A 20,979-nucleotide genomic window follows, 5' to 3' on the forward strand; every position below is an offset into this window, starting at 1 on the left:
CCCCCGGAGACGGGCCTGCCCCGCCGAAGCCGGCCGGCGAAGGCGGGTCACGACGTCATCGCGTAGACCGCGATGTTGACGGCCAGCTTGGTGTTGTCCTCGCGGCGGAAGCGCTTGTTCTTCCAGTCGTAGTCCCATTCGCAGCCGTAGTCCTTGTTGCTGTAGAGCACGCCGAGGCGTCCATGCTGCTCGAGGCCCCGCAGGTAGTCGTGGACGAGGTCGTCGCCCCAACCGTTCAGCTCGTGGGCCGTCGTCGGCGGCGTGTCGAAGCGGAAGAAGCAGCGGTACAGCGGATGGGTCGCCGGCAGCTTCGGCAGCGCCCCGGCCGGACCGAACGTGGCGCGCATCTCCTGTTCGAAGCTGCGGGCGTAGAGCCCATCGACGTCGTGGTTGCAGTCGTCGGAGAACAGCAGCCCGCCCTGCTCGACGAAGGTCCGGAGGCCCCGACGCTCCCGCGCGCTGAAGCGGACCAGCAGGTGGCCGGTCATGAACAGGAACGGGAAGGCCGGCAGGTCGGCAGCGTCGGCCGGGATGACCACCTCGTCGCGGTACACGGGAATACTGGTGTACTGGAGCACGCTGTCGAGGAAATTGGCGGCGACCTTCGGGTTGTAGTCCCAGTCTCCGGAGGCGTACCGGAGCCGGGCGAACACGAACTCCGACGGGCGCGGCTGGGCACGCAGGGGCGTGGCACACGACACGGCGGCGGCGGCAGCGGCAGAAGCCAGCGTCACGAACTCCCGGCGCGTCACGGACACGGCGCGATTGTAAAACGCCGCTGGCCCGTAGTAGCGTGGAGCCATCGATGTCGAGTCAGGTAAACGCGCGAGGCCGTCGGGGGCGTACCCACTGATGGCAGCCGTGCGACCACCCGGATCGGTGGCCCTGGGCACACCGGGCGACATCGAGCTGGCCGCGGCCGTGAAGGCACACCTGGCCGCCGGCGAGGGCGCCGCGGCCCGCGAGCTGTACGGCGAGTTGGTGCGTCGGCACCAGCGCAAGGCGACGCGGATCGCGTTGTACTACCTCCGGGAGTCGGCCGATGCCGACGAGGCCGTGCAGGACGCGTTCGTGAAGGCCTACACGCACCTGCGTGACTTCGAGTACGGCCGGTCCTTCGAGGTGTGGTTCACGCGGATTCTCGTCAACTGCTGCCTCGATCGCGTGAAGGCCCGGGGCCGCCGGGCGCGCTGGATGGTGGCGGCCGACGACCTGGGGGACTCCAGTCCGCTCGACCGACTGGCGGCGCCTCGCGACAGCACGCCCGAGGCGCTGGCGCTGCGACGTGAGCGCGGCGCTCGGTTGATGGACGCCATCGCCCGGCTGCCCGAGCGACAGAAGACCGTGGTGCTGCTGAGCCAGATCGAGGGCGCGAGCACGCGGGAAGTGAGCGAAGTGACCGGCTTGCGCGAGACGACGATTCGGGTGCACTTGTTCAGGGCCCTGCGTCGTTTGCGTTCGTTGTTGTCGGAGGACCCCGCGTTCGGCGAATCGCCCGACCGGGATCAGGAGTGATGCTGACGCGCCCGATGCGCTGGTTCGGCCGCTGGGATAGCCCCCACCTGAGTGACGAGTCGCTCCTGGAGCTGCACGCCCTGCTGACGACCGGCGAGCACGCCCTGGCCGCCCGGTACCTGCGCCACGTGCGGCGCTGCGACGAGTGCGCCCAGCGCCTCGAGGTGGTGCGCGAGGAGAGCGCCGACCTCGGGCGGGACGTCGTGGCCCACCTCGACGGACGGATCTCCGCTGCACGCCTCGACCGTCAACACGACGTGATCCTGCGCCGGCTCGAGGGCCAATCGGGCAAGGTCCTGCCCTTCCCTGCCGCCCCCCATCGTCCCGCGCCCACCCAGCCGCACCGGCGGTGGGTGGCCATGGCCGCCGCCTGCGGCCTGATGATCGGCATCGGCGCCGGCCGCCTCATGGGACCGGGTCCCCTCGGGCGGGGCCCGACCTGGCCGGCCAAGGCTCCGACGGTCCGGAGTGTCCCCGTCGGCGTCCAGCAGGAGACCGACGAACAGATGCTCGTCGAGATCGACGCCGCCCTCACCCGCAGCCGTACCAAGGAATTCCGGGCGCTCGACGAGCTGACGCCCCGGATCGCCGAGGCCCGCGCCCGCGCGAAGCGGTAGGGGCCCCCGGCCCGTTCCCCATTCCATTCCCCTTCGGCCCTTTCTGGCCGTTTTGCCCTGTCGCCCTTTTTGCCCTTTATACTTGGGTGTTGGTGCAACCACTCATCTTCCGGAAAGGCCTCGACCTCAAGGACGCCGTCAAGGGCGAACTCGCGCGTGACTATCACAGCGACGTCGTCGAGCAGATCCGGGCCAGCGACTTCCGCTTCGAACAGGGCCGGCTGACGATTCACCTGGCCCGCGAATTCGGCTTCTGCTACGGCGTGGACCGGGCGGTCGACTACGCGTACCAGGCGCGCAAGCGGTTCACCGACCAGCGCGTCTTCCTGACCGGCGAGATCATCCACAACCCGCACGTCAACCAGAAGCTCCGCACGGCGGGCATCCGCTTCCTGAGCGACCCGGGCGAGCCGTCGCCCGACCTCGGGCCGGGCGATGTGGTGATCATCCCGGCCTTCGGGGTGACGGTGCACGAACTGGCGCGGCTGCAGGAGCGGGGCTGCACGCTGGTCGACACCACGTGCGGTTCGGTCCTCAACGTGTGGAAGAACGTCACGCGCTATGCCCGCGAGGGCTTCACGGCGGTGATCCACGGCAAGGTCAAGCACGAGGAGACGCAGGCCACTGCGAGCCAGGCGCTGAAGTTCCCCGGCGGCACGTACCTGGTGGTGCTCGACAAGGGCGAGGCCAACGAGGTGTGCAGCTACATCCGCCACGGCGGCGACCGCGAGGCCTTCCTGGCGCGGTTCGGCAAGGCGGTGTCGGCCGGCTTCGATCCCGATCGGGATCTGGGCCGCATCGGCCTGGCCAACCAGACGACGATGCTGATGTCGGAGTCGCTGGAGATCGCGGACATGCTCCGCGACGCGATGGCCGACCGGTACGGCGTCGAGGCGCTCGCCGAGCGCTATCGCGCCTTCGACACCATCTGCTCGGCCACCCAGGAGCGCCAGGACGCCGTGCTGTCGCTGCTCGACACCGAGCGTCTCGACGTGATGGTGGTGGTCGGCGGGTACAACAGCAGCAACACCTGCAACCTCGCGCGCATCTGCGCCGAGCGCGTCCCCACGTTCCACATCGCCGACGTCGACGGCCTCCTGAGCCCGTCGCAGGTGCGTCATCGCCCGGTCCCGCTGACCGACCGCCCCGCGGTGCCGGTCGCCGAAATCACTACCGAAGGGTGGCTCCCGGCCACCGGTCCGGTGCGCATCGGCCTCACGGCCGGCGCGTCCACGCCGAACAACATCATCGGGATGGTCGTGGAACGCCTCGCGGCCTTCGCCGCGGCGGCGCCCGCCGTCAGGTAAACGGCCGCCGTCCGGCGGCCGTACCCGGAGGACGGGGAAGGTGTGCTCATGAGGATGCTGGTGACGGGAGCCGCGTGTCTGGTGGCCCTGGCGATGAGCCTGGGCCCGAGCCTCGCGGGGACCTCCGAGGGCCAACGGCCCTCGAAGTGGTGGCAGAACCCGGTCTGCAAGGCCCGGGTGGGATTGACCGACGCCCAGACGGCGGAGATCGAACGGATTTTCCAGTCGGTCCGCGACGAGTTGCGCGCCGAGAAGGCGGAACTGGAGAAGCAGGAAGCGACGCTGTCACGGTTGCTCGCCGAGTCCAGCGACGACGAAGCGGTCGTCGTGCGGACCATCGATCGGGTCGAGGCGGCCCGGAGCGCGCTGGCCAAGACACGGACGTTGATGCTGTACCGGATGCACCGGCTGCTGTCGCCCGAGCAACGGGTGAAGCTGGAGGCATTCGAGCGGGAACAGGCGCGGGCGGCCGAGGCGACCGCGCCGCAGCCCCCCTCCCGGCCGCGCGAGTGACGGGCCAGGGGAACGAGCACGCCGCCGACCACAGGGGTCGGCAGGGAGGATCGTTGGTGAGATCAGTGATGTACCTGGCTGCGGCGCTGGTCGCCGTGGCCGCCGGCCTGGCGCCGGTCCCGGCGCTGGCGCAGGACCGCTCGGCCCCGGTGTCGGATGCCCGCGTGGCCGAGTTGCTGCGGATGGTCGGCACCGGCCAACCGGGCGCCGCGAGCCCCGCCGCGCCCGACGAGCTGAAGCTCACGATCGAGGAGGCGGTGGCGATTGCCCTCGAGAAGAACCTCGACATCGCGGTCGAGCGCCTCAACCCGACCGCCTTCGACTTCAGCCTGAAGGCCCTCCGGGCCAACTTCAACCCGACGGCGACCTCGCTGGTCGGCTTCAACAGCACCTACCAGCTGCCGACCAGCCAGCTGGTGGGCGGCGCGCGGGTCAAGAACGACCAGTTCACCTGGAACTTCGGGCTGCAGCAGTCACTGCCCTGGTGGGGTGGGTCGTACCAGGTGACGTTCAACAACCGCCGGAACGACAACAACAACGCCTTTGTCACCTTCAACCCGCAGTACAACACCCTGCTCAGCGCGCAGGTCGTGCAGCCGCTGATCCGCGGGCGGTCCACCGACGCGACCCGCACGCAGATCCGCATCACGCAGATCAACCGCGAGCTGTCGGACGTGCAGGTGCGCACGACGGTCACCAACACGCTGGCGCAGGTGCGCAACGCGTACTGGGACCTCGTCTTCGCGCGCGAGGTGGTCGACGTGGCGCAGCGCTCGCTGGCGCTGGCCGAGAAACTGGTCGAGGACAACAAGGTGCGCGTGGAGGTCGGCACGCTGGCGCCGATCGACGTGGTGCAGGCCGAGGCCGAGGCGGCCTCGCGGCGCCAGACGCTGGCGTCGCTGCAGGCGCAGCTCGAGACCGCGGAGCTGACGCTGAAGCGGCTGATCGTGTCGGGCACGAGCGACCCGCTGTGGACCTCGCGCCTCAACCCCGTCGACCGCCCGACGCTCACCGAGCAACCCGTGTCGATCGAGGAAGCGCTGAAGAACGCGTTGTCCAGCCGCACCGACCTGACCGAGCGGCGCCGCAACCTCGAGATCACCGACGCGAACCTGGCGCTGCTGAAGAACCAGCGGCTGATGTCGGCCAACCTGGTGGCCAACTACGGCGGCCAGGGCATCGGCGGCACGCGCATCATCCGGCAAGGCACCGGCGGTCCGATCATCGAGACCATCCCGGGCGGCTATGTGGATGCGCTCGACCTGATGTGGCAGCGCGAGTACCCCACGTGGACCGCACAGGTGCAGATCAGCTACCCGATCGGGCCCAACCCGCAAGCGGCGCAGTACGAGCGCGCCAGGATCGGACTCGAGCAGAGCCTCACGCAGATTCGCAGCCTGGAGTTGCAGATCGCGGCCGAGGTCACCAACGCCCGCCTGCAGGTCGACGCCAACCTGAAGCGGGTCGAGGCGGCGCGGGTCGCCCGTGAGCTCTCCCAGAAGCGCCTCGAGGCCGAGCAGAGCAAGTTCGACGTCGGCCTCTCGACCAACTACTTCGTGGTGCAGGCGCAGCGCGACCTGCTCACCGCCGAGAACGCGCTGCTGCGCGCCGCCCTCGACTATCAGAAGTCGCTCGTCGACTTCGAGCGGTCGCAGCTGACCTCGGGCCGCACCGGCGTGACGGTCATCACCACCGCCGGCGCGGGGAACGCGACGGGCACCGGGGGCAACACCACCACCAACACGGGTACGAACACGGGCGGCGCCGGCGGCAACACGGGCATCCCTGGGAGCGGAGGTCAGTGATGCGGAAGTGGGCGGTCGCAGTCGCGCTCGTGGTCGTCACGAGCATCGGGATGGTCGCCTGCGGCGGCAGCACGGACGGCGCGGCTGGCAAGGCGGGCCCCGGTGGCGGCCAGGCCAAGGCCGGCGGCCCCGGCATGGGCATGGCGCAGCCGCCGATGACCGTCGAGCTCGCCAAGGTCACGCGCGCCTCGCTGCAGGCCTACGTCGAGGTCGTCGGCAGCCTCGTGGGCGCCGCGACGGTCGACGTCGTCCCGCGCGCGCAGGGCCGCCTGCAGAGCATCAACGTGCGCATCGGCGACGCGGTGAGCAAGGGTCAGGTGCTGGCCAAGGTCGAGGACCAGGAGATCCGCGAGCAGTTGCGACAATCGGACGCGTCCTACGAGGTCGCCCGCGCGACCATCCGCCAACGCGAGGCCGACCTGTCGTTTGCCAAGACCAACCTCGATCGCAACAAGAGCCTCTTCGACCGGCAGCTCCTGCCCCGCCAGTCGCTCGACGACGCCGAGGCGCGCTACCAGGCCGCGCAGGCCCAGCTGGACCTCGCGCAGGCGCAGTTGGCCGCGGCCTCCTCGCGCCGCGAGGAGCTCCGCATCAACCTGTCCAACACGACGGTCAACTCGCCGGTGACGGGCTTTGTCGCCAAGCGCCTGGTGGATCCGGGCGCCTTCGTGACGCAGAACGTGCAGTTGCTCTCGGTGGTCGACATCTCCATCGTCCGCCTGGTGGTGAACCTGGTGGAGCGCGACCTGCGCAAGGTCAGCGTCGGGGCGGGCGCGGCGGTCACCGTCGATGCCTATCCCGGCGAGACGTTCTCGGGCCGCGTGGCCCGCGTCGCCCCGGTGCTCGACCCGGCGACGCGCACCGCGGAGATGGAGGTCGAGATTCCCAACCCGACCGGCCGCCTCAAGCCCGGCATGTACGCCCGGGTGCGCCTCATCAGCGCCAACAAGGACGATGCGCTGGTCATCCCGAAGTCGGCGATCGTCACCTCGCAGGGCCAGCGCGGCGTCTTCCTGGTGCAGAAGGGTCAGGCGGTGTTCCGCGGGGTCGAGTTCGGCCTCGAGGAGCCGGACCGGATCGAGGTCACCGATGGTCTGAATGAGGGCGACGAGGTCGTCACCACCGGCGCCACGGGCCTGCGCGACGGCGCCAAGGTGCTGCTCGCGGGCGCGGGCCGCGGTCCTGGCGGCGGCCGGGGGCCTGCCGGCCAGGCCGGCCCCGGTGGCCCGCGCGGCGGCGCGCCTGCCGCGGGCGCCGGCACGCCCAAGTCCGCGTCGGCGCGGTAGTTCGTTCACACGTTCACGGTTCCGAAGAAGACGACGTCCATGAGCATTCCTCGTACAGCCATCGAGCGCCCGGTCACGATGTTCATGATCAGCGCCGTCATCGTGCTGCTCGGCGCGATCTCGCTGGTCCAGTTGCCGGTCGACCTGCTGCCCGACCTCACCTTCCCGAGCCTCACGGTCCGCGTCGGGTATCCCGGCGTGGGTCCCCGCGAGATCGAGGAGACGATCACGCGCCCCATCGAGCAGACGGTGAGCGCGGTGGCCGGGCTCGACCAGCTGAGCTCGACCTCGTCGGAGGGCAGCAGCACGGTCCGCCTCAACTTCGTCTGGGGCACCGACCTCGGCGAGGCGGCCGACGACCTCCGGAGCCGCATCGACCGCATCCGCGGTCGCCTGCCGGAGGACGCCGACCCGCCGATCATCTTCAAGTTCGACTCCTCGTCCTGGCCGATCATGACGATCGCCGTCTCGGCCGAGGGCGACATGAACCAGGTGCAGTTGCGCGAGATGGCCGAGCGCATCCTGTCGCCGCGGCTCGAACGGGTCAACGGCGTCGCGGCGGTCACCGTGCAGGGCGGCCTGCGGCGCCAGATCCGGGTCGATCTCTCGAAGGAGAAGATCACCGCGCTCGGGTTGCCCGTCGACCAGATCGTGCGCGTGCTGCGCACCGAGAACCAGAACATCCCGGTCGGCGAGATCAACGAAGGGTCGCTCACCTACCTGGTTCGCAGCCCGGGCCAGTTCAACGACCTCGACGAGATCCGCAACCTGGTCGTGCTGACGCGCGACGGCGTGCCCGTCTACATGCGCGACATCGCCGAGGTGCGCGACGGCACCGAGGACTTCCGCCAGTTCACGCGCGTCAACGGCAAGCCGGGCGTCCAGATGCGCGTGACCAAGCAGTCGGGCGAGAACACGGTGGCCATCTCGGAAGCGGTGCACCGCGAAGTCACCCGCATCAACCGCGAGGTGCCCGGCGTGCAGCTCACGGTCTCCAACGACAGCGCGGTGTTCATCGAGCAGTCGATCGCCTCGGTGCGCGAGGCCGTGATGCTCGGCTCGGTGCTGGTCATCATCATCATCTTCGTGTTCCTGCGCAGCTGGCGCTCGACGCTGATCATCTGCACGTCGATCCCGATCTCGATCATCGGCACGTTCGCGCTGCTGTTCTTCGGCGGCTACACGCTGAACACGATGACCTTCGGCGGCCTGGCGCTCGGCGTCGGCATGATCGTCGACGCCTCGATCGTCGTGCTCGAGAACACGCAGCGCCACCTCGAGATGGGCAAGCCCGTGAAGCAGGCGGCCATCGAGGGCAGCGAGGAGATCTGGAGCGCCATCCTCGCCTCGACGCTCACCCACATCGCCGTGTTCGTGCCGCTGTTCTTCCTCACCGGCTTCTCGAGCGTGCTGTTCAAGCAGCTCTCGGTGGTGGTGGTCTTCTCGCTGCTGATGTCGCTCTTCGTCGCCGTCACCCTCGTGCCCGTGCTGTGCTCGCTGCTGATGACGGCCCACGACGCGGAGAAGGAGCGCACCGGGATCACCGGCTGGCTGTTCACCAAGAGCGGCAACGCCCTCGACGCCCTCGACAACCGCTACGCGAGGTTCCTCGGCCTCGCGCTGCGGCACCGGCCGACGGTGCTCGCCTTCGGCGCGTCGGTGTTCGCCCTGTCGGTGTTCCTGTTCCCGTACCTGAAGTTCGAGCTGATGCCGCAGACCGACGAGGGCGAGGTCCGCGTCGACATCGAGCTGCCGGTCGGCACGCGCGTCGAGCAGACGCAGGCCGCGATCATCGAGATCGAGGACAAGATCCGCAAGGCCGTGCCCGAGATGGTGACCATCATCTCGCAGGGCGGCGGCGGCGGCTTCATGGGCGGCGCGAGCACGCACCGCGGCGACCTCACGATCCAGCTCAAGCCGAAGGCCGAGCGCACTCGCTCCAACGAGCAGATCGCGCAGGATTTGCGCCGCCAGCTGCAGGGCATTCCCGGCGTCATCGCGCGCTCGCGCGCCTCGGGCGGCTCCCAGCTGAACCGCATCCTCGGCGGCAACCAGGACGCGCGCCTCTCGCTCGAGATCCGCGGCTACGACTTCGACGACGCCCAGCGACTGGTCAACCAGTCCGAGGCACTGCTGCGCACCGTGCCTGGCATCGCCGACGTGCGGCGGGGTCGCCAGGACGGGCGCCCCGAACTCGCCGTGCGCGTCGATCGCGACAAGGCCGCCATCTTCGGGCTCAGCGTGACCGGCGTGGCCGACACGCTGCGCACCAACGTGGCCGGCACGCAGGCGGCGTACTACCGCGAGCGCGGCCAGGAGTACCCGATCGTCGTGCGCCTCCGGCAGGAGGACCGCTCGCAGATCTCCGACGTGGGCGACGTGCTCGTGAGCGCCCCTGGCAACCGCGTGGTGCCCGCCCGCAGCCTGCTGACGGTGGAGCCGGAGAACAGCCCGGTGGAGATCGAACGCAAGAACCAGGAGCGCATCGTGCGCGTCAACGCCGAGCTCGAGGTGAGCCTCTCGGAAGCGGTCGCCAACGTCGAGAAGCGGCTCCCCGAACTCGACGTGCCCAGCGACTTCCAGGTCGGCTTCGGCGCCGAGCTCGAGGAGCAGATCAAGGCCTTCACGCAGCTGAAGTACCTGCTGCTCCTCGCCGTGATCCTGGTCTATGCAGTGATGGCCTCGCAGTACGAGTCGTTCCGCGACCCGTTCATCATCATGTTCTCGATCCCGCTGGCCACCATCGGCGTGGTCGGGGCGCTCCTGCTGACCGGGACCACGTTCAGCCTGCAGGCCTACATCGGGGTCATCATGCTGGCCGGCATCGTCGTGTCCAACGCCATCCTGCTGGTGGACTACACCTCGACGCTGCGGCACCGCGACGGCATGGAGTTGTTCGAGGCAGCGGTGACCGCCGGTCGGACGCGCCTGCGCCCGATCATCATGACCACCCTGACGACGATCCTGGGCCTGGTGCCGATGGCCTTCGAGATCGGCGAGGGCGCCGAACTGCAGGCACCGCTGGCCCGCGTGGTGATCGGCGGCCTCATGGCCTCGACGCTCATCACGCTGATCTTCGTGCCGACGGTCTACACGCTGTTCGAGCAGGGCCTCAAGGGACTGCGCCGCGCCCCGAAGGTCGCGCCCGCCGAGGCGACCGCGAACCTGAAGGTCGGCAACTAGGCGGCAGGCGCGCAGCAGCCCCAGGGCGCGAGCCCAAGGGCCAGCCCGGAGACGTCTAGGATGTACACGAAGGGCCCGCTGGCAGCCAGCGGGCCCTTCGTATTGCCAGCCACCTCATCGGCCACGTCGGCATCGATCGTCGCGGTGACGGATGCCCCGGCAATCAAGGGCGGGCCTGGTCATCGTGGGACGCGGTTCGCCGCACCGACCCGGTGAGTCGAAGCTCATCGCACAGGGCGCTCAGGCGTCGCACTCGTGCGTTACGACGCGCGGCTCCCGCCAGTGGCAAGCCCCTGCTCGCTCGTCCGCATGACGCGCGCAGCCATCCAGAGGAACAGTGCGGCGCAGACCCCGTACGGAATCCGGCGCAGCCAGAAGTTGGTCGTGATCAGGCGATCGAGGAGCTCGATGGACCGCCCGTGCTCGCTCAGCTGGAACTGGATCGGCACCTGGATCGTGACGGTGGAGATCCACACGACGGCCTGCGTCGCCAGCGCAGCCCATACCGACCATGCCGGGATCGCCGCGGGTCGTGACCACAGCATGAGGGCCGTGAACGCGGTGCCGAGCAGCAGTGGAAGCACGAGGAACGCCAGCACGCGGGGCGAGATGAACTGGTGGTACGCCACGAACTCGCCAGCGCCAATCAGGTGCCAGCTCGCATAGTTGACGAAGCTCTCGATGAAGGCCGCCCCCGTGCCGTAGCAGACGAGAAAGAACGCTGCCAGGAAGATCCCGCGTGGTCTCATGAGTTCTCCTCGATGAACGGTGTCCAGTGCGCGGGCAACCGCGCATGGTAGACCAGCGTGAACGTGCCGTGCGTCTGCAGACGGAAACCCTGCCTGCCCTTGAGCGATCGACGGCACGAACGTGCGTCGCTTCGATGCTCAGGCGTCGAGTCGTGCGTGGAGGTCGCGCACCGTCAGCCCCGACACGGGGTCGACCCAGTCACCGGCGACCTCCGCCAGCGGCTGCAGGACGAAGACGCGCTCGCGGAACCGCGGGTGCGGCACGTGCAACCCGGGCTCGTCGATCACGAAATCGCCGTAGAGGATGAGGTCGAGGTCGAGCGTCCGCGGGGCGTTGACGAACGGCCGTTCCCGGCCGGCATCCTGCTCGATCCCGTGCAGGGCGTCGAGCAGCGCGCGTGGGGCCAGCAGCGTGGTGCCGACGACGACTTCGTTCAGGTAGAGGGGGGTGTCGGGGAGACTCCCGACCGGTTCGGTCTCGTAGCGGGCGGACGCCACCGCTCCGCTCAGCAGCGCGGCGAGGCGGTCCTCCGCCTCGTCGAGCCTCGCGTCGCGATCGCCGAGGTTGCTCCCCAGGGCAATCGCGACGGGTACGCGCGCTACTCCACCCACCGGACGGCCATCACGCCGTCACCGGTGCTCGCGCCGGCCATGCGGCGGCCGAGCAGGTCGTCACGCCCCTCGACCGCGTAGGCGAAGAAGCGCTGGTGCTCGCGCATCTCGCCGAGCATGAGGTTGAGCATGGTCCGGTGGCGCGCGTGGGTCATCGCCGCGACCTTCGGCGTCCACTTGTCGATGAACGCCTGCTGCTGCCGCGCGTCGTCTTCGATGACGGCGGCCTCACGCTTCTTGCCCTTGCCGTCGGGCAGCGAGAGCGGCGTGATGCTGTCGTCCGCGGTCCCGCCGAGGTCGGCAATCGCGGCCCGCACCCACTGGAGGTGGTGCTCGTCGCGGCCGACCACGTTCTGGTACGTGTTGTTGAACTCGTAGTCGGCGACGGCCTGCGCGCCCTTGACGTGGCGGTCGAACAGGGCCAGGCGCTCGCGGTAGAGGTCCTGCAACAGCGACAGGGTGGCAGCGGCCTTCACTTCTGTTTCTCCTTGCAGGTGATGCACACCCGCGTCCAGGGAATCGCCCTGAGCCGCGCGGCCGAGATCATCTCGCCGCAGTCGCGGCAGACGCCGTACGTGCCGCGATCGATGCGCTCGAGGGCTTCCTCGATGGCCTGCATGATCTTGGCGTCGGTCGACCGGAGCTTGAGGGCGATGTGCACCTCGTTGATGCCCTCGGCCTGGTCGGCCATGTCGCCCTGGCGGCTGTTCCCCATCATGGAGCCGATGGGCTTGAGGCCCTCCCCGGCGATCAACTCGCGCTTCTTGCGCAGCAGGGCTTCCTGGAACTCCGACATATCCACGGTGGGCACTCCCCTCCTGCCAGCCTCCCGGCAGGAAGCTAATCGGGGAATGTTAGCACCTCCGAGCCGGCCGTCGGCAGTCGGCGGCCGGCAGGCTATTCGGCCCGGAGGACGGCGAGGGGCCGCTTGCGCACCACGTCGAGGCTGGCCAGGATTCCCACCACCCCCACGAGCAGCGCGGTCAGCAGAATTCCCAGCGCGACGGTGCCGGTTGCGGGCCGCCACGGCATGTCGAACAGGTACCGGGAGGCCGCCCAGCTCAGCGCCAACGCGCCCAGCGCCCCGACCACGCCGCCGAGGGCGCCGAGGCCGAGATACTCGAGCGCGACCATGGCCGTGATGGTGCGCGGCGTGGCGCCGAGCGTCTTCAGGATGGCCGACTCGTAGAGCCGCTGGAACCGGGTCATGGCCACCGAGCCGACGACGATCAGCACGCCGCTGAAGAGCGCCAGCCCGCCCACCGCCGAGATCGCCAGGGACACGTTCTGGAGGATGCCCTGCGCGGCGCGCACGACCTCGCGCACGTCGACGGCCGAGACGTTGCCATGCGCGGCCACGAGGTCGCGCTGCAGTCGCGCCCGCGCTTCGGGCGTCTCCGGGCCGCGCAGCACGCCCATGAACCCGTGGGGCGCCTTCTCGAGCACGCCCGGACGGAACACGAACATGAACCCGCCCGAGCGGACGTCGTTCCAGTCGACGTTGCGCACGGAGGTGACCCTGGCCTCGATGACGCGGCCGAGCACGTCGAAGCGGATGACGTCGCCCATCTGCAGGCCGGCGTTGCGGCGCAGCGACTCCTCGATCGACACCTCGGGCATCCCGGCGGGCGTCGACGGCCAGAGCGCCCCGCCATCGACCAGCGTTTCGTTGGCCTCGAGCCCGTCGCGGTAGGTGATCACGAACTCGCGGCCGAGTCCCTGCCGGCCAGACACGCCCTCCACCCCGTCGAGCGACGACGAGGCGCCGCGCACCCCGGTCACCCGCGCCCGCAGCACCGGGATCAATCGGAGTCCTCGCGCGCCGCGCGTCGCGGCGACGACGCGTTCGACGTCGGCCACCTGGTCGCGCTGCACGTCGAGCAGGAACATGTCGGGCGCATCGGGCCTGAGGTCGAGCGAGAACTGCTGCAGCAGCGAGCCCTGCACGAGCCGGACGCCGAGGATGAAGAACGCGCCGAGGCCGACGGCCAGCAGGATGACGCGCGTCTGGTTGCCGGGGCGAGCCAGGCTGAGCACGGCGTGGCGCAGGGCGAACACGCGCGACCGTCGCAGTGGCCGGACGAGCCGCACGACGGCCGCCGAGGTGGCAAACAGCACCCCCGTGACCGCCAGCAGGCCGATCGACACGATGAGGCCCGCCTTCAGCGACGCCGCCTGCCACGACGCGACCAGCGCGAGCGCGACGCCCACGGCCACGACGGTCGCCCACTGGGCCCAGTCGATCCGCCTGAAGCGACCACCGAGCGACGTGCGCGCGGACTCGTCGCGAAGCAACCACAGCGGCCGGACGCGGCGCACCTCGAGCAGGGGCACCAGCGCGAACAGCAGCGACACGAGCACGCCGACGGCGACCGCCTGCAGCGAGGCCTCTGGCGTCAGCCGGGCCTCCAGCCTGTCGAGGCCGAAGAGTCCGCCGGGCATGAACCGCAGCGCCACGCCACCGAGCGCGAGGCCGAGCAGGCTTCCCAGCAGCCCGAGCGTCGCGACCTGGGCGACGTAGATGCCGAGAATCTGACGGCTGGTGGCGCCGAGGCACTTCATGACCGCGATGCTGCGGATGCGCTGCCCGATGAAGACGCGCGTCACGCTCCACACGCCGATGCCGCCGAGCACGACCATGACGAAGCCGATGAGGCTCAGGTAGTTCTCGGCGACGCGCAGGTCCTCACCGAGGCGATCCTCGGTGGACCGGTAGGAGCGGGCGGAGACGAAGGTGCCCTTGAACTGCTCCTGCACGCGCTCCACCAGCGGCGAGATGCCCGCCTCGTCGACCTTCATGAGGATCGCGAATCGCGCCCGGGCGCCGTACTGGAGCAGCCCCGTGTCCTGGAGCGCCGACCGCGCGATGATCACGCGGGGTCCGAGGCTGAACATGCCGGCGCGGCGGCCCGGCTCCCGCTCGATCAGGCCGCGGATCGTGAAGGTGCCGTCGCCGATCCGCACCTGGTCGCCGACCGCGATGTCCAGTTGCACGAGCAGTTCCGGCCGCACGAGCGCGCCGCGCCCCTCGAGCAACGCCGGCGAGAATCGCTGATCGCGCAGCGCGAGTTCGCCGTAGAGCGGGTAGCCCGGATCGACGGCCTGCAGCTCGGCCATGCGGGCGACGGGCTTGGTCTCGTCGGCCGGCCGCACCATCGTGGCCAGCTCGACCACCTCGACGCGTTGCCGGACGGGCGCGGCCGCGATGGCGGCGTCGATCTTGGCGCGCACGTCGGCCGGCCAGGGTCGGTTGGTGGAGAAGACGACATCGGCGGCGGTCAGCGTCCGCGCCTCGCGGACGAGCGCCTCGCGGACGTTCTGGATCACCGAGCGCAGTGCCGCGATCGCGCCGACGCCGATCGCCACGCACAGGAAGAAGAACAGCAGCCGGCCCCAGGCGGCGCGCAGTTCGCGCCACACCATGCGGAGGGTGAACACGGGTCAGCGCCCCTCGCCCGGATGCGCGGACGTGCCGGCACCCACCAGGGCAGCCCGGCCATCCTCCCGTTCGATCCGCTCGACGACGCGTCCGTCGCGCATGACGATCTGCACGTCGGCGCGCGCGGCGAGTTCCCGGTCGTGCGTGACCAGCACCAGCGTCGTCCCACGCGCGCGGTTGACGTCGAGCAACAGGTCCACGACGTGCTGGCCGTTGGCCGAGTCGAGGTTCCCCGTCGGCTCGTCGGCCAGGAGCACCTTCGGTTCGTTGGCCAGCGCCCGCGCCAGGGCGACCCGCTGCTGCTCGCCGCCGGAGAGCTGCGAGGGATAGTGGTGCACCCGCGCATCGAGGCCGACCTCGTGCAGCAGGCGGGTCGCGCGGGCATGGGCATCGCGCACGCCGGCCAGTTCCATCGGCACCAGCACGTTCTCGAAGGCGGTGAGCGACGGCATCAGGTGGAAGAACTGGAACACGAAGCCGATCAGCCGGCCGCGGAGGCGGGCGAGCGCGTCCTCGCCGAGCGTCGTGATCGTCGTGCCGTCGATGACGATCTCCCCGGTCGACGGCGCGTCGAGGCCGGCCATCAGGCCGAGCAGCGTGCTCTTGCCGCTGCCCGAGGGGCCGACGATGGCCAGGGTGCGGCCAGCCGGAATGGTGAGATCCAGGGGATGGAGGATGGTCAGCGGCGAGCCGCCGCTGTCCACCGTCTTCGACACGCCACGCAGTTCGATCATGAGGTTGCCAGGGCGCGGGTCAGCAGCGGCTGCAGCGCGCGCCACACGAGATCGGCCACGCGCCGCGTGCCCTCCTCGTTGGGATGGATGCCGTCGGCCTGGTTGAGCCCGGCGTTGCCGGCGACGCCGTCGAGGAAGAACGGCAGGAAGGCGACGTCGTGCTCGTCGGCCAGATCGCGGAACGCCTGCCTGAACTCGCGCGTGTACGCCGGACCGAAGTTGGGCGGCGCTTCCATGCCGCAGAGCAGCACGCTGATGTGGCGCGCCTGAGCCGTGCGGATCATCTGCGACAGGTTCTCCTTCATCTGCCCCACCGGCAGGCCGCGGAGCCCGTCGTTGGCGCCGAGTTCGAGGACGAGGACGCGCACGTCGCCGTCGAGGGCCCAGTCGAGGCGACGGAGGCCGCCCGCTGTCGTGTCGCCCGAGACGCCCGCGTTGACCACCTCGACGTCGAGGCCGGCCTTGTCGATCTTCTGCTGCACCAGCGTCGGCCAGGCCTGCTCGGGGGTGAGGCCGAGGCCGGCGGTGAGGCTGTCGCCGAGCGCGACGACGCGCGGGCGGGAGGCGGTCGGCGGCGGCGCCGCCGACGGCGGGGCGGCCGGCGCCTCGGCGGTGCGTTCGGGCGCGGCCTCACGCGCGCACCCGGCGGCCAGCGCGACGAGGGACAGCCCGAGGAAGGCGCGACGCCGCACGCTAGGCCTCCTGCGCCGCGATGATGCGCGCGTCGATGTCGGCCAGCGCCTGCTCGAGCATGCCGCGATGCTCGGGCCGGCAGGCACGCTGCAGGTCGGCAAGCACGCGGGCCCGCGACAGGCGCAACGCGTCGAGTCGCTGGCGCCTGGCCGCCTCGTCGTCCGACAGGGACGGCTTCTCCGCCGTCGCCCGCCGGGCGGCCGCGGCGTCCTGCTGGTCCTCGACCGACTTGCTTTCCCAGCCTCGAGCCATTGGTTCGTTCCCCCGCGATTTGAAATCTGAAATCTGAAATTCCTGGCGGCTTGGCCTCCGGCCTTCGCCGCGCCAGGCGAAGCAGGCGCGCGCGTATTTCAAATCTCAAATGTCAAATTGCCGATCACTTCACCGTGATGCCCGCCCTCGCCCATCGGCCCGGCATCGCCACGCCGCGGATCTCCTGATACTGCGCATCGCCGACGTTGGCCATCTCGACGAATGCCGTCACGCGCCGGATCGGGCGCGAGACACGCAGGTCGACCGTGGTCCACGCCTCGCGACCGTACGGGCGCCGGTGCTCGAGCCGGGCGGCGGTCGACAGGCGCCACGGCAGCGCCAGGCTCACGTCGCCGCCGACACCGTGCGGCGCATAGTCGTCCACGTACTTCGACAGCCCGGCGAGCCGATCGGTCTCGACCCGGGTGAACGTGTACTGCGCGCCGAGCGCCAGGGGCCCCGCCTGGCCCCGCGCGAACGCCTCGAAGCCATGGCTGCGGACATCGCGGATGTTCTCGGTGCGCCACCGCACCGTCGCGTCGGGCCGCACCCAGTCGATCACGTCGCGCTCGCGCCTCACGAAGCCGGTGACCGTGGCCACCCAGGTCCCACCGAGGTACGTGTCCAGGCCCGTATCCGCCGTCCAGCCCTGCTCGGGCCGCAGCGCCTCGTTGGCGCGGTGGTTGGGGTCGGTGTAGAAGCGCTCGGTGAAGGTCGGCACGCGGAAGGCCTTGCCCACGCTGGCCCGCCACTTGACCCGCGGCCTGACCGGCAGGGCCACGGCCAGCGACGGACTGAAGGCCGAGCCGAACGTCGTGTAGGCGTCGACGCGCGCGCTCGGGTACAGGAGAAGACGCCCGACGCGGGCCTCCAGTTCGCCGAAGCCGCTCACCCGGGCCTCTTCACGGTCGCCGAGCGACCACGACCGGAGCCAGTCGCCGGTGGCCTCGACGCCGGTCGTCAGGCGCAGCGACGACGAGAGACGCCCGCCGACGCGCAGGCCGCCACCGACGACGTGCGTGCGGTGCTCGTTGGCGCGCGCGCCGAGGACGCGCGGGTCGTAGAGGAACTCGTCGCCGTGCGTCCGGTACCAGGCGTCGCCGGTCACCGACCAGGCCCCGGTGAGCGGGCGCTGGTGGCGGGCGGCCACCAGCGTCTGGGTCGTCCATTCCTGCGACGGCGCCGGGCCGTAGTAGCCGGCCGCGCCGAAGTCCTTGTCCAGATGCGAGACCGCCAGCGTGGTGCGGCCGAAGCGGAAATCGGCCCGCACCTGCTGGTGGACGAAGTCGCGCGCCGGCGCGAACCCCGACGACCGATCCACCGAGGCGCTCGCCCCCTGGAACACCCCCATGGTCGCCGGGCGCCACGCGACCGCCCCCTGCACCAGGTCGTACTGGCCGGCGGCCAGCCGGGCGGTCGGCGCCGAGGCTTCGCGTCTGGTGATGATGTTGATGACGCCGCCCACGGCGTCGGCGCCGTGCAGCGACGAACCCGCGCCGGCGAGCAACTCGATGCGCGCGATGTCTTCGAGCGCGACCGGCAGGTCGCCGTTGTGGTGGCCGGTCTGGGGATCGTTCACACGCACGCCGTCGATCAGGACCAGCGTCTGGCCGAACGACGCGCCGCGGATGCTGATGTCGGTCTGCGAGCCGAACGGCCCGCGCTGACGCACCCACACGCCGGGCAGCAGGCGGAGCGCGTCGGTGACCGAGGCCACGGGCAACCGCTGCAGGTCGTCGGCGGTGACGATGGCGAGCGTCCGGCCGACGGCGCCGGCCGAGACCGGGGCGGCGGTGCCGGTGACCACCACCCGTTCGTCGAGGGCCGGCACGGGAGAGGCGGGGGCAGGTGTCTGGGCCAGGGCCCCGGTCGCTCCCGCAGCGCCGAGCACCACCAGCACGGCGGCAACGGATCTCACTCTTCCGATTGTAGCGTTGCCCCTGCGCTACACTCAGCCTTTTGGCCCGGTCCGGTCTTCACGCGCGCCGGCCAGCCCACGAAAGGTCCTGCCCGATGCTGCGTCGCGCCGTCCCTGCCCTGCTCGTCGCCTCCCTCGTCGTGCCGCTCGCGGCGCAGGCCCAGGTCAAGGGCAAGCAATGGTTCACCTATGACGAGGCCTTCGGCGGCGCGGGCCGTTTCGGTGGCCAGGCCGGCCTGCAGGCCCTGCCGGCGGTGACGGGCTGGCTCGACGCCGAGCACTGGCTCGAGACGCGCGAGGGCAAGGTCTGGAAGGTGCGAGCGGTCGACGGCACGGCCACGCTGCACGAGGATCCCGCGGCGCTGGTCGACATCGCCCCGAAGGGCATCGCCACCGGCCCGGCAGCCGCCCGCAGCGCCGACGGCAGCGTGCGCATCCACCTGGCGGGTGGCGACCTCTGGGCGATCGACGTGGCCGGCCGCAGCGCCCGCCGGCTCACGCAGACCGCGGCACCCGAGGAGAACCCGACCCTGTCGCCCGACGGCAAGCAGGTGGCCTATACCCGCGCCGGCAATCTCTACACATACGACCTGGCCGCGCGGCTCGAGCGCCAACTCACCAACGACGGCAGCGACACCGTCCGCAACGGCTACGCCTCCTGGGTCTACATGGAGGAAATCCTCGGCCGCGCCACGGCCTATCGCGCCTACTGGTGGTCGCCCGACAGCACGCGACTGGCGTTCCTGCGCTTCGACGACGCACCGGTGCCGGTGTTCCCGATCTACTGGGCCGACGGGCAGCACGGTCGCCTCGAGACGCAGCGCTATCCCAAGGCGGGCGATCCCAATCCGTGGGTGCAGGTCGGCGTGGTCGCGGCCACGGGCGGCCCGACGACGTGGATGCAGTTCCCGCCGAAGGCCGATCACTACCTGGCCTGGCTGTCGTGGACCCGCGACAGCCAGAAGGTGTTCGTGCAGTGGATGAACCGCGAGCAGGACACCATCCGGGTGCTGCACGGCGACCCGAGGACCGGCGCGGTGACGACGGTGTTGGAGGAGACGCAGCCGTCGTGGGTCAGCTGGTACGAGGACCTCACGACGCTGGCCGACGGCGACCTGCTCGTGCGCAGCGACGCCGACGGCTGGGACCACCTGTACCTGCACGGCCCTGACGGGACGCGCAAGCGACAGCTGACCAGTGGCGCGTGGCGCGTGCGCTCCATCCTGCACGTCGACGAGGCGGCCGGCGTGGCCTACGTGCTGGCGCAACCCGGCACGATCGGCGAGACGTGGAACACCGAAGTGCGCCGCGTGCGGCTCGACGGCTCGGGCAGCGAGGCCATCGTCAAGGGGCCCGGCACCCTGCAGGCGCGCGTCGCGCCGGACGGCCGGCACGTTCTGGTGACCAGGTCGAGCGTGTCGGAGCCGAGCGTGATGACGCTGTACCGCACCGACGGGTCGGTGGTGCGGCAGGTGGGCGCGGCGCGTGGCGAGGCTGCGGCCACCTACGCGTGGGGCAGGACGGAAGTGTTCACCATCCCGTCGGGCGACGGCTACGACCTCCCGGCACTGTGGGTGCTGCCCCCCGACTTCGATCGCAAGAAGACCTACCCGGTCATCATCAGCATCTACGGCGGCCCCGATGCCGGCACGGTGCGCAACGCGTGGCAGTCGACGGCGGCGCACTACTGGGCGCAGCGCGGCGTGATCTGGATGGCGGTCGACCACCGCGGCAGCGGGCACCACGGCAAGAAGGGCGTCGCCCTGATGCACCGCGCGCTGGGCAAGTGGGAGATGCACGACTACGGCAAGGCCGCCGAGTGGCTGCGCGCGCAGCCGTTCGTCGCCAGGGACCGCATCGGCATCACCGGCGGCAGCTACGGCGGCTACACCACGTTGATGGCCCTGACCAGCGGCGCGCCCGCGTTCGACTACGGCCTGGCCAGCGCGCCGGTCTCCGACTGGCAGCTGTACGACTCGGTCTACACCGAGCGCTACATGGACCGGCCGATCGACAACCCCGAGGGCTACAAGCAGGGCGCCGTGCTGACGCACATCGAGAAGTATCGGGGCGGCCTGCGGCTCTCGCACGGCACCATCGACGACAACGTGCACATGCAGAACTCCATGCAGGTGATCGACTGGCTCACCGAGCACGACAAGCCGTTCGAGCTGATGCTGTACCCCGATTCACGGCACGGGCTGCAAGCCAGCCAGCGCAAGCACTCGGCCCGCGAGGGCCACGACTTCTGGGTGCGCACCCTGCTCGGCGGCAAGCTGCCGACGCCGCCTGCAGCGCCGACCACCAAAGCCGCCGCGGGCACGCACTAGGACGGCTCACGGCTCGCGGCTGTGGG

18 protein-coding genes are annotated in these 20,979 nt (G+C 70.5%); 8 read left to right on the forward strand and 10 right to left on the reverse strand.

Annotation, left to right across the window (positions count from 1 at the left end; genetic code table 11):
- Positions 1-47: 47 nt before the first annotated feature.
- Positions 48-752: a DUF4159 domain-containing protein gene (locus tag TBR22_RS15705; RefSeq protein ID WP_370651533.1), complete on the reverse strand. Its 705-nt coding sequence runs from the start codon at positions 750-752 to the stop codon at positions 48-50.
- Between the two features lie 109 nt (positions 753-861).
- On the opposite strand from TBR22_RS15705, the gene TBR22_RS15710 reads away from it, so the two are divergent.
- From TBR22_RS15710 to TBR22_RS15740, 7 genes are all read left to right on the forward strand, one after another.
- Complete coding sequence (locus tag TBR22_RS15710) at positions 862-1,515, forward strand: RNA polymerase sigma factor (RefSeq protein ID WP_239488793.1); 654 nt, start codon at positions 862-864, stop codon at positions 1,513-1,515.
- Positions 1,515-2,132: a hypothetical protein gene (locus TBR22_RS15715; RefSeq protein WP_239488794.1), complete on the forward strand. Its 618-nt coding sequence runs from the start codon at positions 1,515-1,517 to the stop codon at positions 2,130-2,132. The genes TBR22_RS15710 and TBR22_RS15715 overlap by 1 nt, the downstream gene beginning before the upstream one ends.
- 92 nt (positions 2,133-2,224) lie before the next feature.
- Positions 2,225-3,439, forward strand: coding sequence for a 4-hydroxy-3-methylbut-2-enyl diphosphate reductase (locus TBR22_RS15720; RefSeq protein WP_239488795.1), 1,215 nt, complete (start codon positions 2,225-2,227; stop codon positions 3,437-3,439).
- Between the two features lie 48 nt (positions 3,440-3,487).
- Positions 3,488-3,952, forward strand: coding sequence for a Spy/CpxP family protein refolding chaperone (locus TBR22_RS15725; RefSeq protein WP_239488796.1), 465 nt, complete (start codon positions 3,488-3,490; stop codon positions 3,950-3,952).
- A gap of 56 nt (positions 3,953-4,008) precedes the next feature.
- Positions 4,009-5,757: a TolC family protein gene (locus tag TBR22_RS15730; protein WP_239488797.1), complete on the forward strand. Its 1,749-nt coding sequence runs from the start codon at positions 4,009-4,011 to the stop codon at positions 5,755-5,757.
- On the forward strand, positions 5,757-7,043 hold the full coding sequence (locus TBR22_RS15735; RefSeq protein ID WP_239488798.1) for an efflux RND transporter periplasmic adaptor subunit: 1,287 nt from the start codon (positions 5,757-5,759) through the stop codon (positions 7,041-7,043). Before TBR22_RS15730 ends, TBR22_RS15735 begins: the two co-directional genes overlap by 1 nt.
- A 39-nt stretch (positions 7,044-7,082) precedes the next feature.
- Entirely contained in the window at positions 7,083-10,226 is a 3,144-nt protein-coding gene (locus TBR22_RS15740; protein WP_239488799.1) for an efflux RND transporter permease subunit, read from the forward strand.
- A 260-nt stretch (positions 10,227-10,486) separates the two neighbouring features.
- On the opposite strand, the gene TBR22_RS15745 is transcribed toward TBR22_RS15740, so the two are convergent.
- The 9 genes from TBR22_RS15745 to TBR22_RS15785 form a co-directional block, all read right to left on the reverse strand.
- Positions 10,487-10,975, reverse strand: a complete 489-nt coding sequence (locus tag TBR22_RS15745; RefSeq protein WP_239488800.1) for a hypothetical protein — start codon at positions 10,973-10,975, stop codon at positions 10,487-10,489.
- Between the two features lie 138 nt (positions 10,976-11,113).
- The gene (folK, locus tag TBR22_RS15750) at positions 11,114-11,587 is read right to left on the reverse strand and encodes a 2-amino-4-hydroxy-6-hydroxymethyldihydropteridine diphosphokinase (RefSeq protein WP_239488801.1); all 474 of its coding nucleotides are present in this window, start codon (positions 11,585-11,587) and stop codon (positions 11,114-11,116) included.
- Complete coding sequence (locus TBR22_RS15755; RefSeq protein ID WP_239488802.1) at positions 11,575-12,063, reverse strand: hypothetical protein; 489 nt, start codon at positions 12,061-12,063, stop codon at positions 11,575-11,577. The genes folK and TBR22_RS15755 overlap by 13 nt, the downstream gene beginning before the upstream one ends.
- Positions 12,060-12,398 carry a TraR/DksA family transcriptional regulator gene (locus TBR22_RS15760; protein WP_239488803.1) on the reverse strand — a complete coding sequence of 113 codons (339 nt, stop codon included), beginning with the start codon at positions 12,396-12,398 and terminating at the stop codon, positions 12,060-12,062. The genes TBR22_RS15755 and TBR22_RS15760 overlap by 4 nt, the downstream gene beginning before the upstream one ends.
- A gap of 86 nt (positions 12,399-12,484) precedes the next feature.
- Positions 12,485-15,025 carry an ABC transporter permease gene (locus TBR22_RS15765; RefSeq protein WP_239488804.1) on the reverse strand — a complete coding sequence of 847 codons (2,541 nt, stop codon included), beginning with the start codon at positions 15,023-15,025 and terminating at the stop codon, positions 12,485-12,487.
- A 3-nt stretch (positions 15,026-15,028) separates the two neighbouring features.
- Entirely contained in the window at positions 15,029-15,760 is a 732-nt protein-coding gene (locus TBR22_RS15770; protein ID WP_239488805.1) for an ABC transporter ATP-binding protein, read from the reverse strand.
- Complete coding sequence (locus tag TBR22_RS15775; RefSeq protein WP_239488806.1) at positions 15,757-16,452, reverse strand: arylesterase; 696 nt, start codon at positions 16,450-16,452, stop codon at positions 15,757-15,759. Before TBR22_RS15775 ends, TBR22_RS15770 begins: the two co-directional genes overlap by 4 nt.
- A 1-nt stretch (position 16,453) precedes the next feature.
- A complete protein-coding gene (locus tag TBR22_RS15780; protein WP_239488807.1) occupies positions 16,454-16,705 on the reverse strand; it encodes a hypothetical protein in 252 nt (83 codons plus the stop codon).
- Positions 16,706-16,829: 124 nt separating this feature from the next.
- Positions 16,830-18,623 carry a TonB-dependent siderophore receptor gene (locus tag TBR22_RS15785; protein WP_239488808.1) on the reverse strand — a complete coding sequence of 598 codons (1,794 nt, stop codon included), beginning with the start codon at positions 18,621-18,623 and terminating at the stop codon, positions 16,830-16,832.
- A 95-nt stretch (positions 18,624-18,718) separates the two neighbouring features.
- Between TBR22_RS15785 and TBR22_RS15790 the strand changes: the two genes are divergently transcribed.
- Entirely contained in the window at positions 18,719-20,953 is a 2,235-nt protein-coding gene (locus TBR22_RS15790; protein ID WP_239488809.1) for a DPP IV N-terminal domain-containing protein, read from the forward strand.
- The last annotated feature ends 26 nt before the right edge of the window (positions 20,954-20,979 follow it).

This window comes from Luteitalea sp. TBR-22, assembly GCF_016865485.1.
Taxonomy (GTDB): domain Bacteria; phylum Acidobacteriota; class Vicinamibacteria; order Vicinamibacterales; family Vicinamibacteraceae; genus Luteitalea.

Coding starts and splice junctions, on each gene's coding strand:
- TBR22_RS15715 (WP_239488794.1), top strand. CDS start 1,515: ATGCTGACGCGCCCGATGCGCTGGTTCGGCCGCTGGGATAGCCCCCAC.
- TBR22_RS15725 (WP_239488796.1), top strand. CDS start 3,488: ATGAGGATGCTGGTGACGGGAGCCGCGTGTCTGGTGGCCCTGGCGATG.
- TBR22_RS15735 (WP_239488798.1), top strand. CDS start 5,757: ATGCGGAAGTGGGCGGTCGCAGTCGCGCTCGTGGTCGTCACGAGCATC.
- TBR22_RS15740 (WP_239488799.1), top strand. CDS start 7,083: ATGAGCATTCCTCGTACAGCCATCGAGCGCCCGGTCACGATGTTCATG.
- TBR22_RS15745 (WP_239488800.1), bottom strand. CDS start 10,975: ATGAGACCACGCGGGATCTTCCTGGCAGCGTTCTTTCTCGTCTGCTAC.
- TBR22_RS15770 (WP_239488805.1), bottom strand. CDS start 15,760: ATGATCGAACTGCGTGGCGTGTCGAAGACGGTGGACAGCGGCGGCTCG.
- TBR22_RS15780 (WP_239488807.1), bottom strand. CDS start 16,705: ATGGCTCGAGGCTGGGAAAGCAAGTCGGTCGAGGACCAGCAGGACGCC.
- TBR22_RS15790 (WP_239488809.1), top strand. CDS start 18,719: ATGCTGCGTCGCGCCGTCCCTGCCCTGCTCGTCGCCTCCCTCGTCGTG.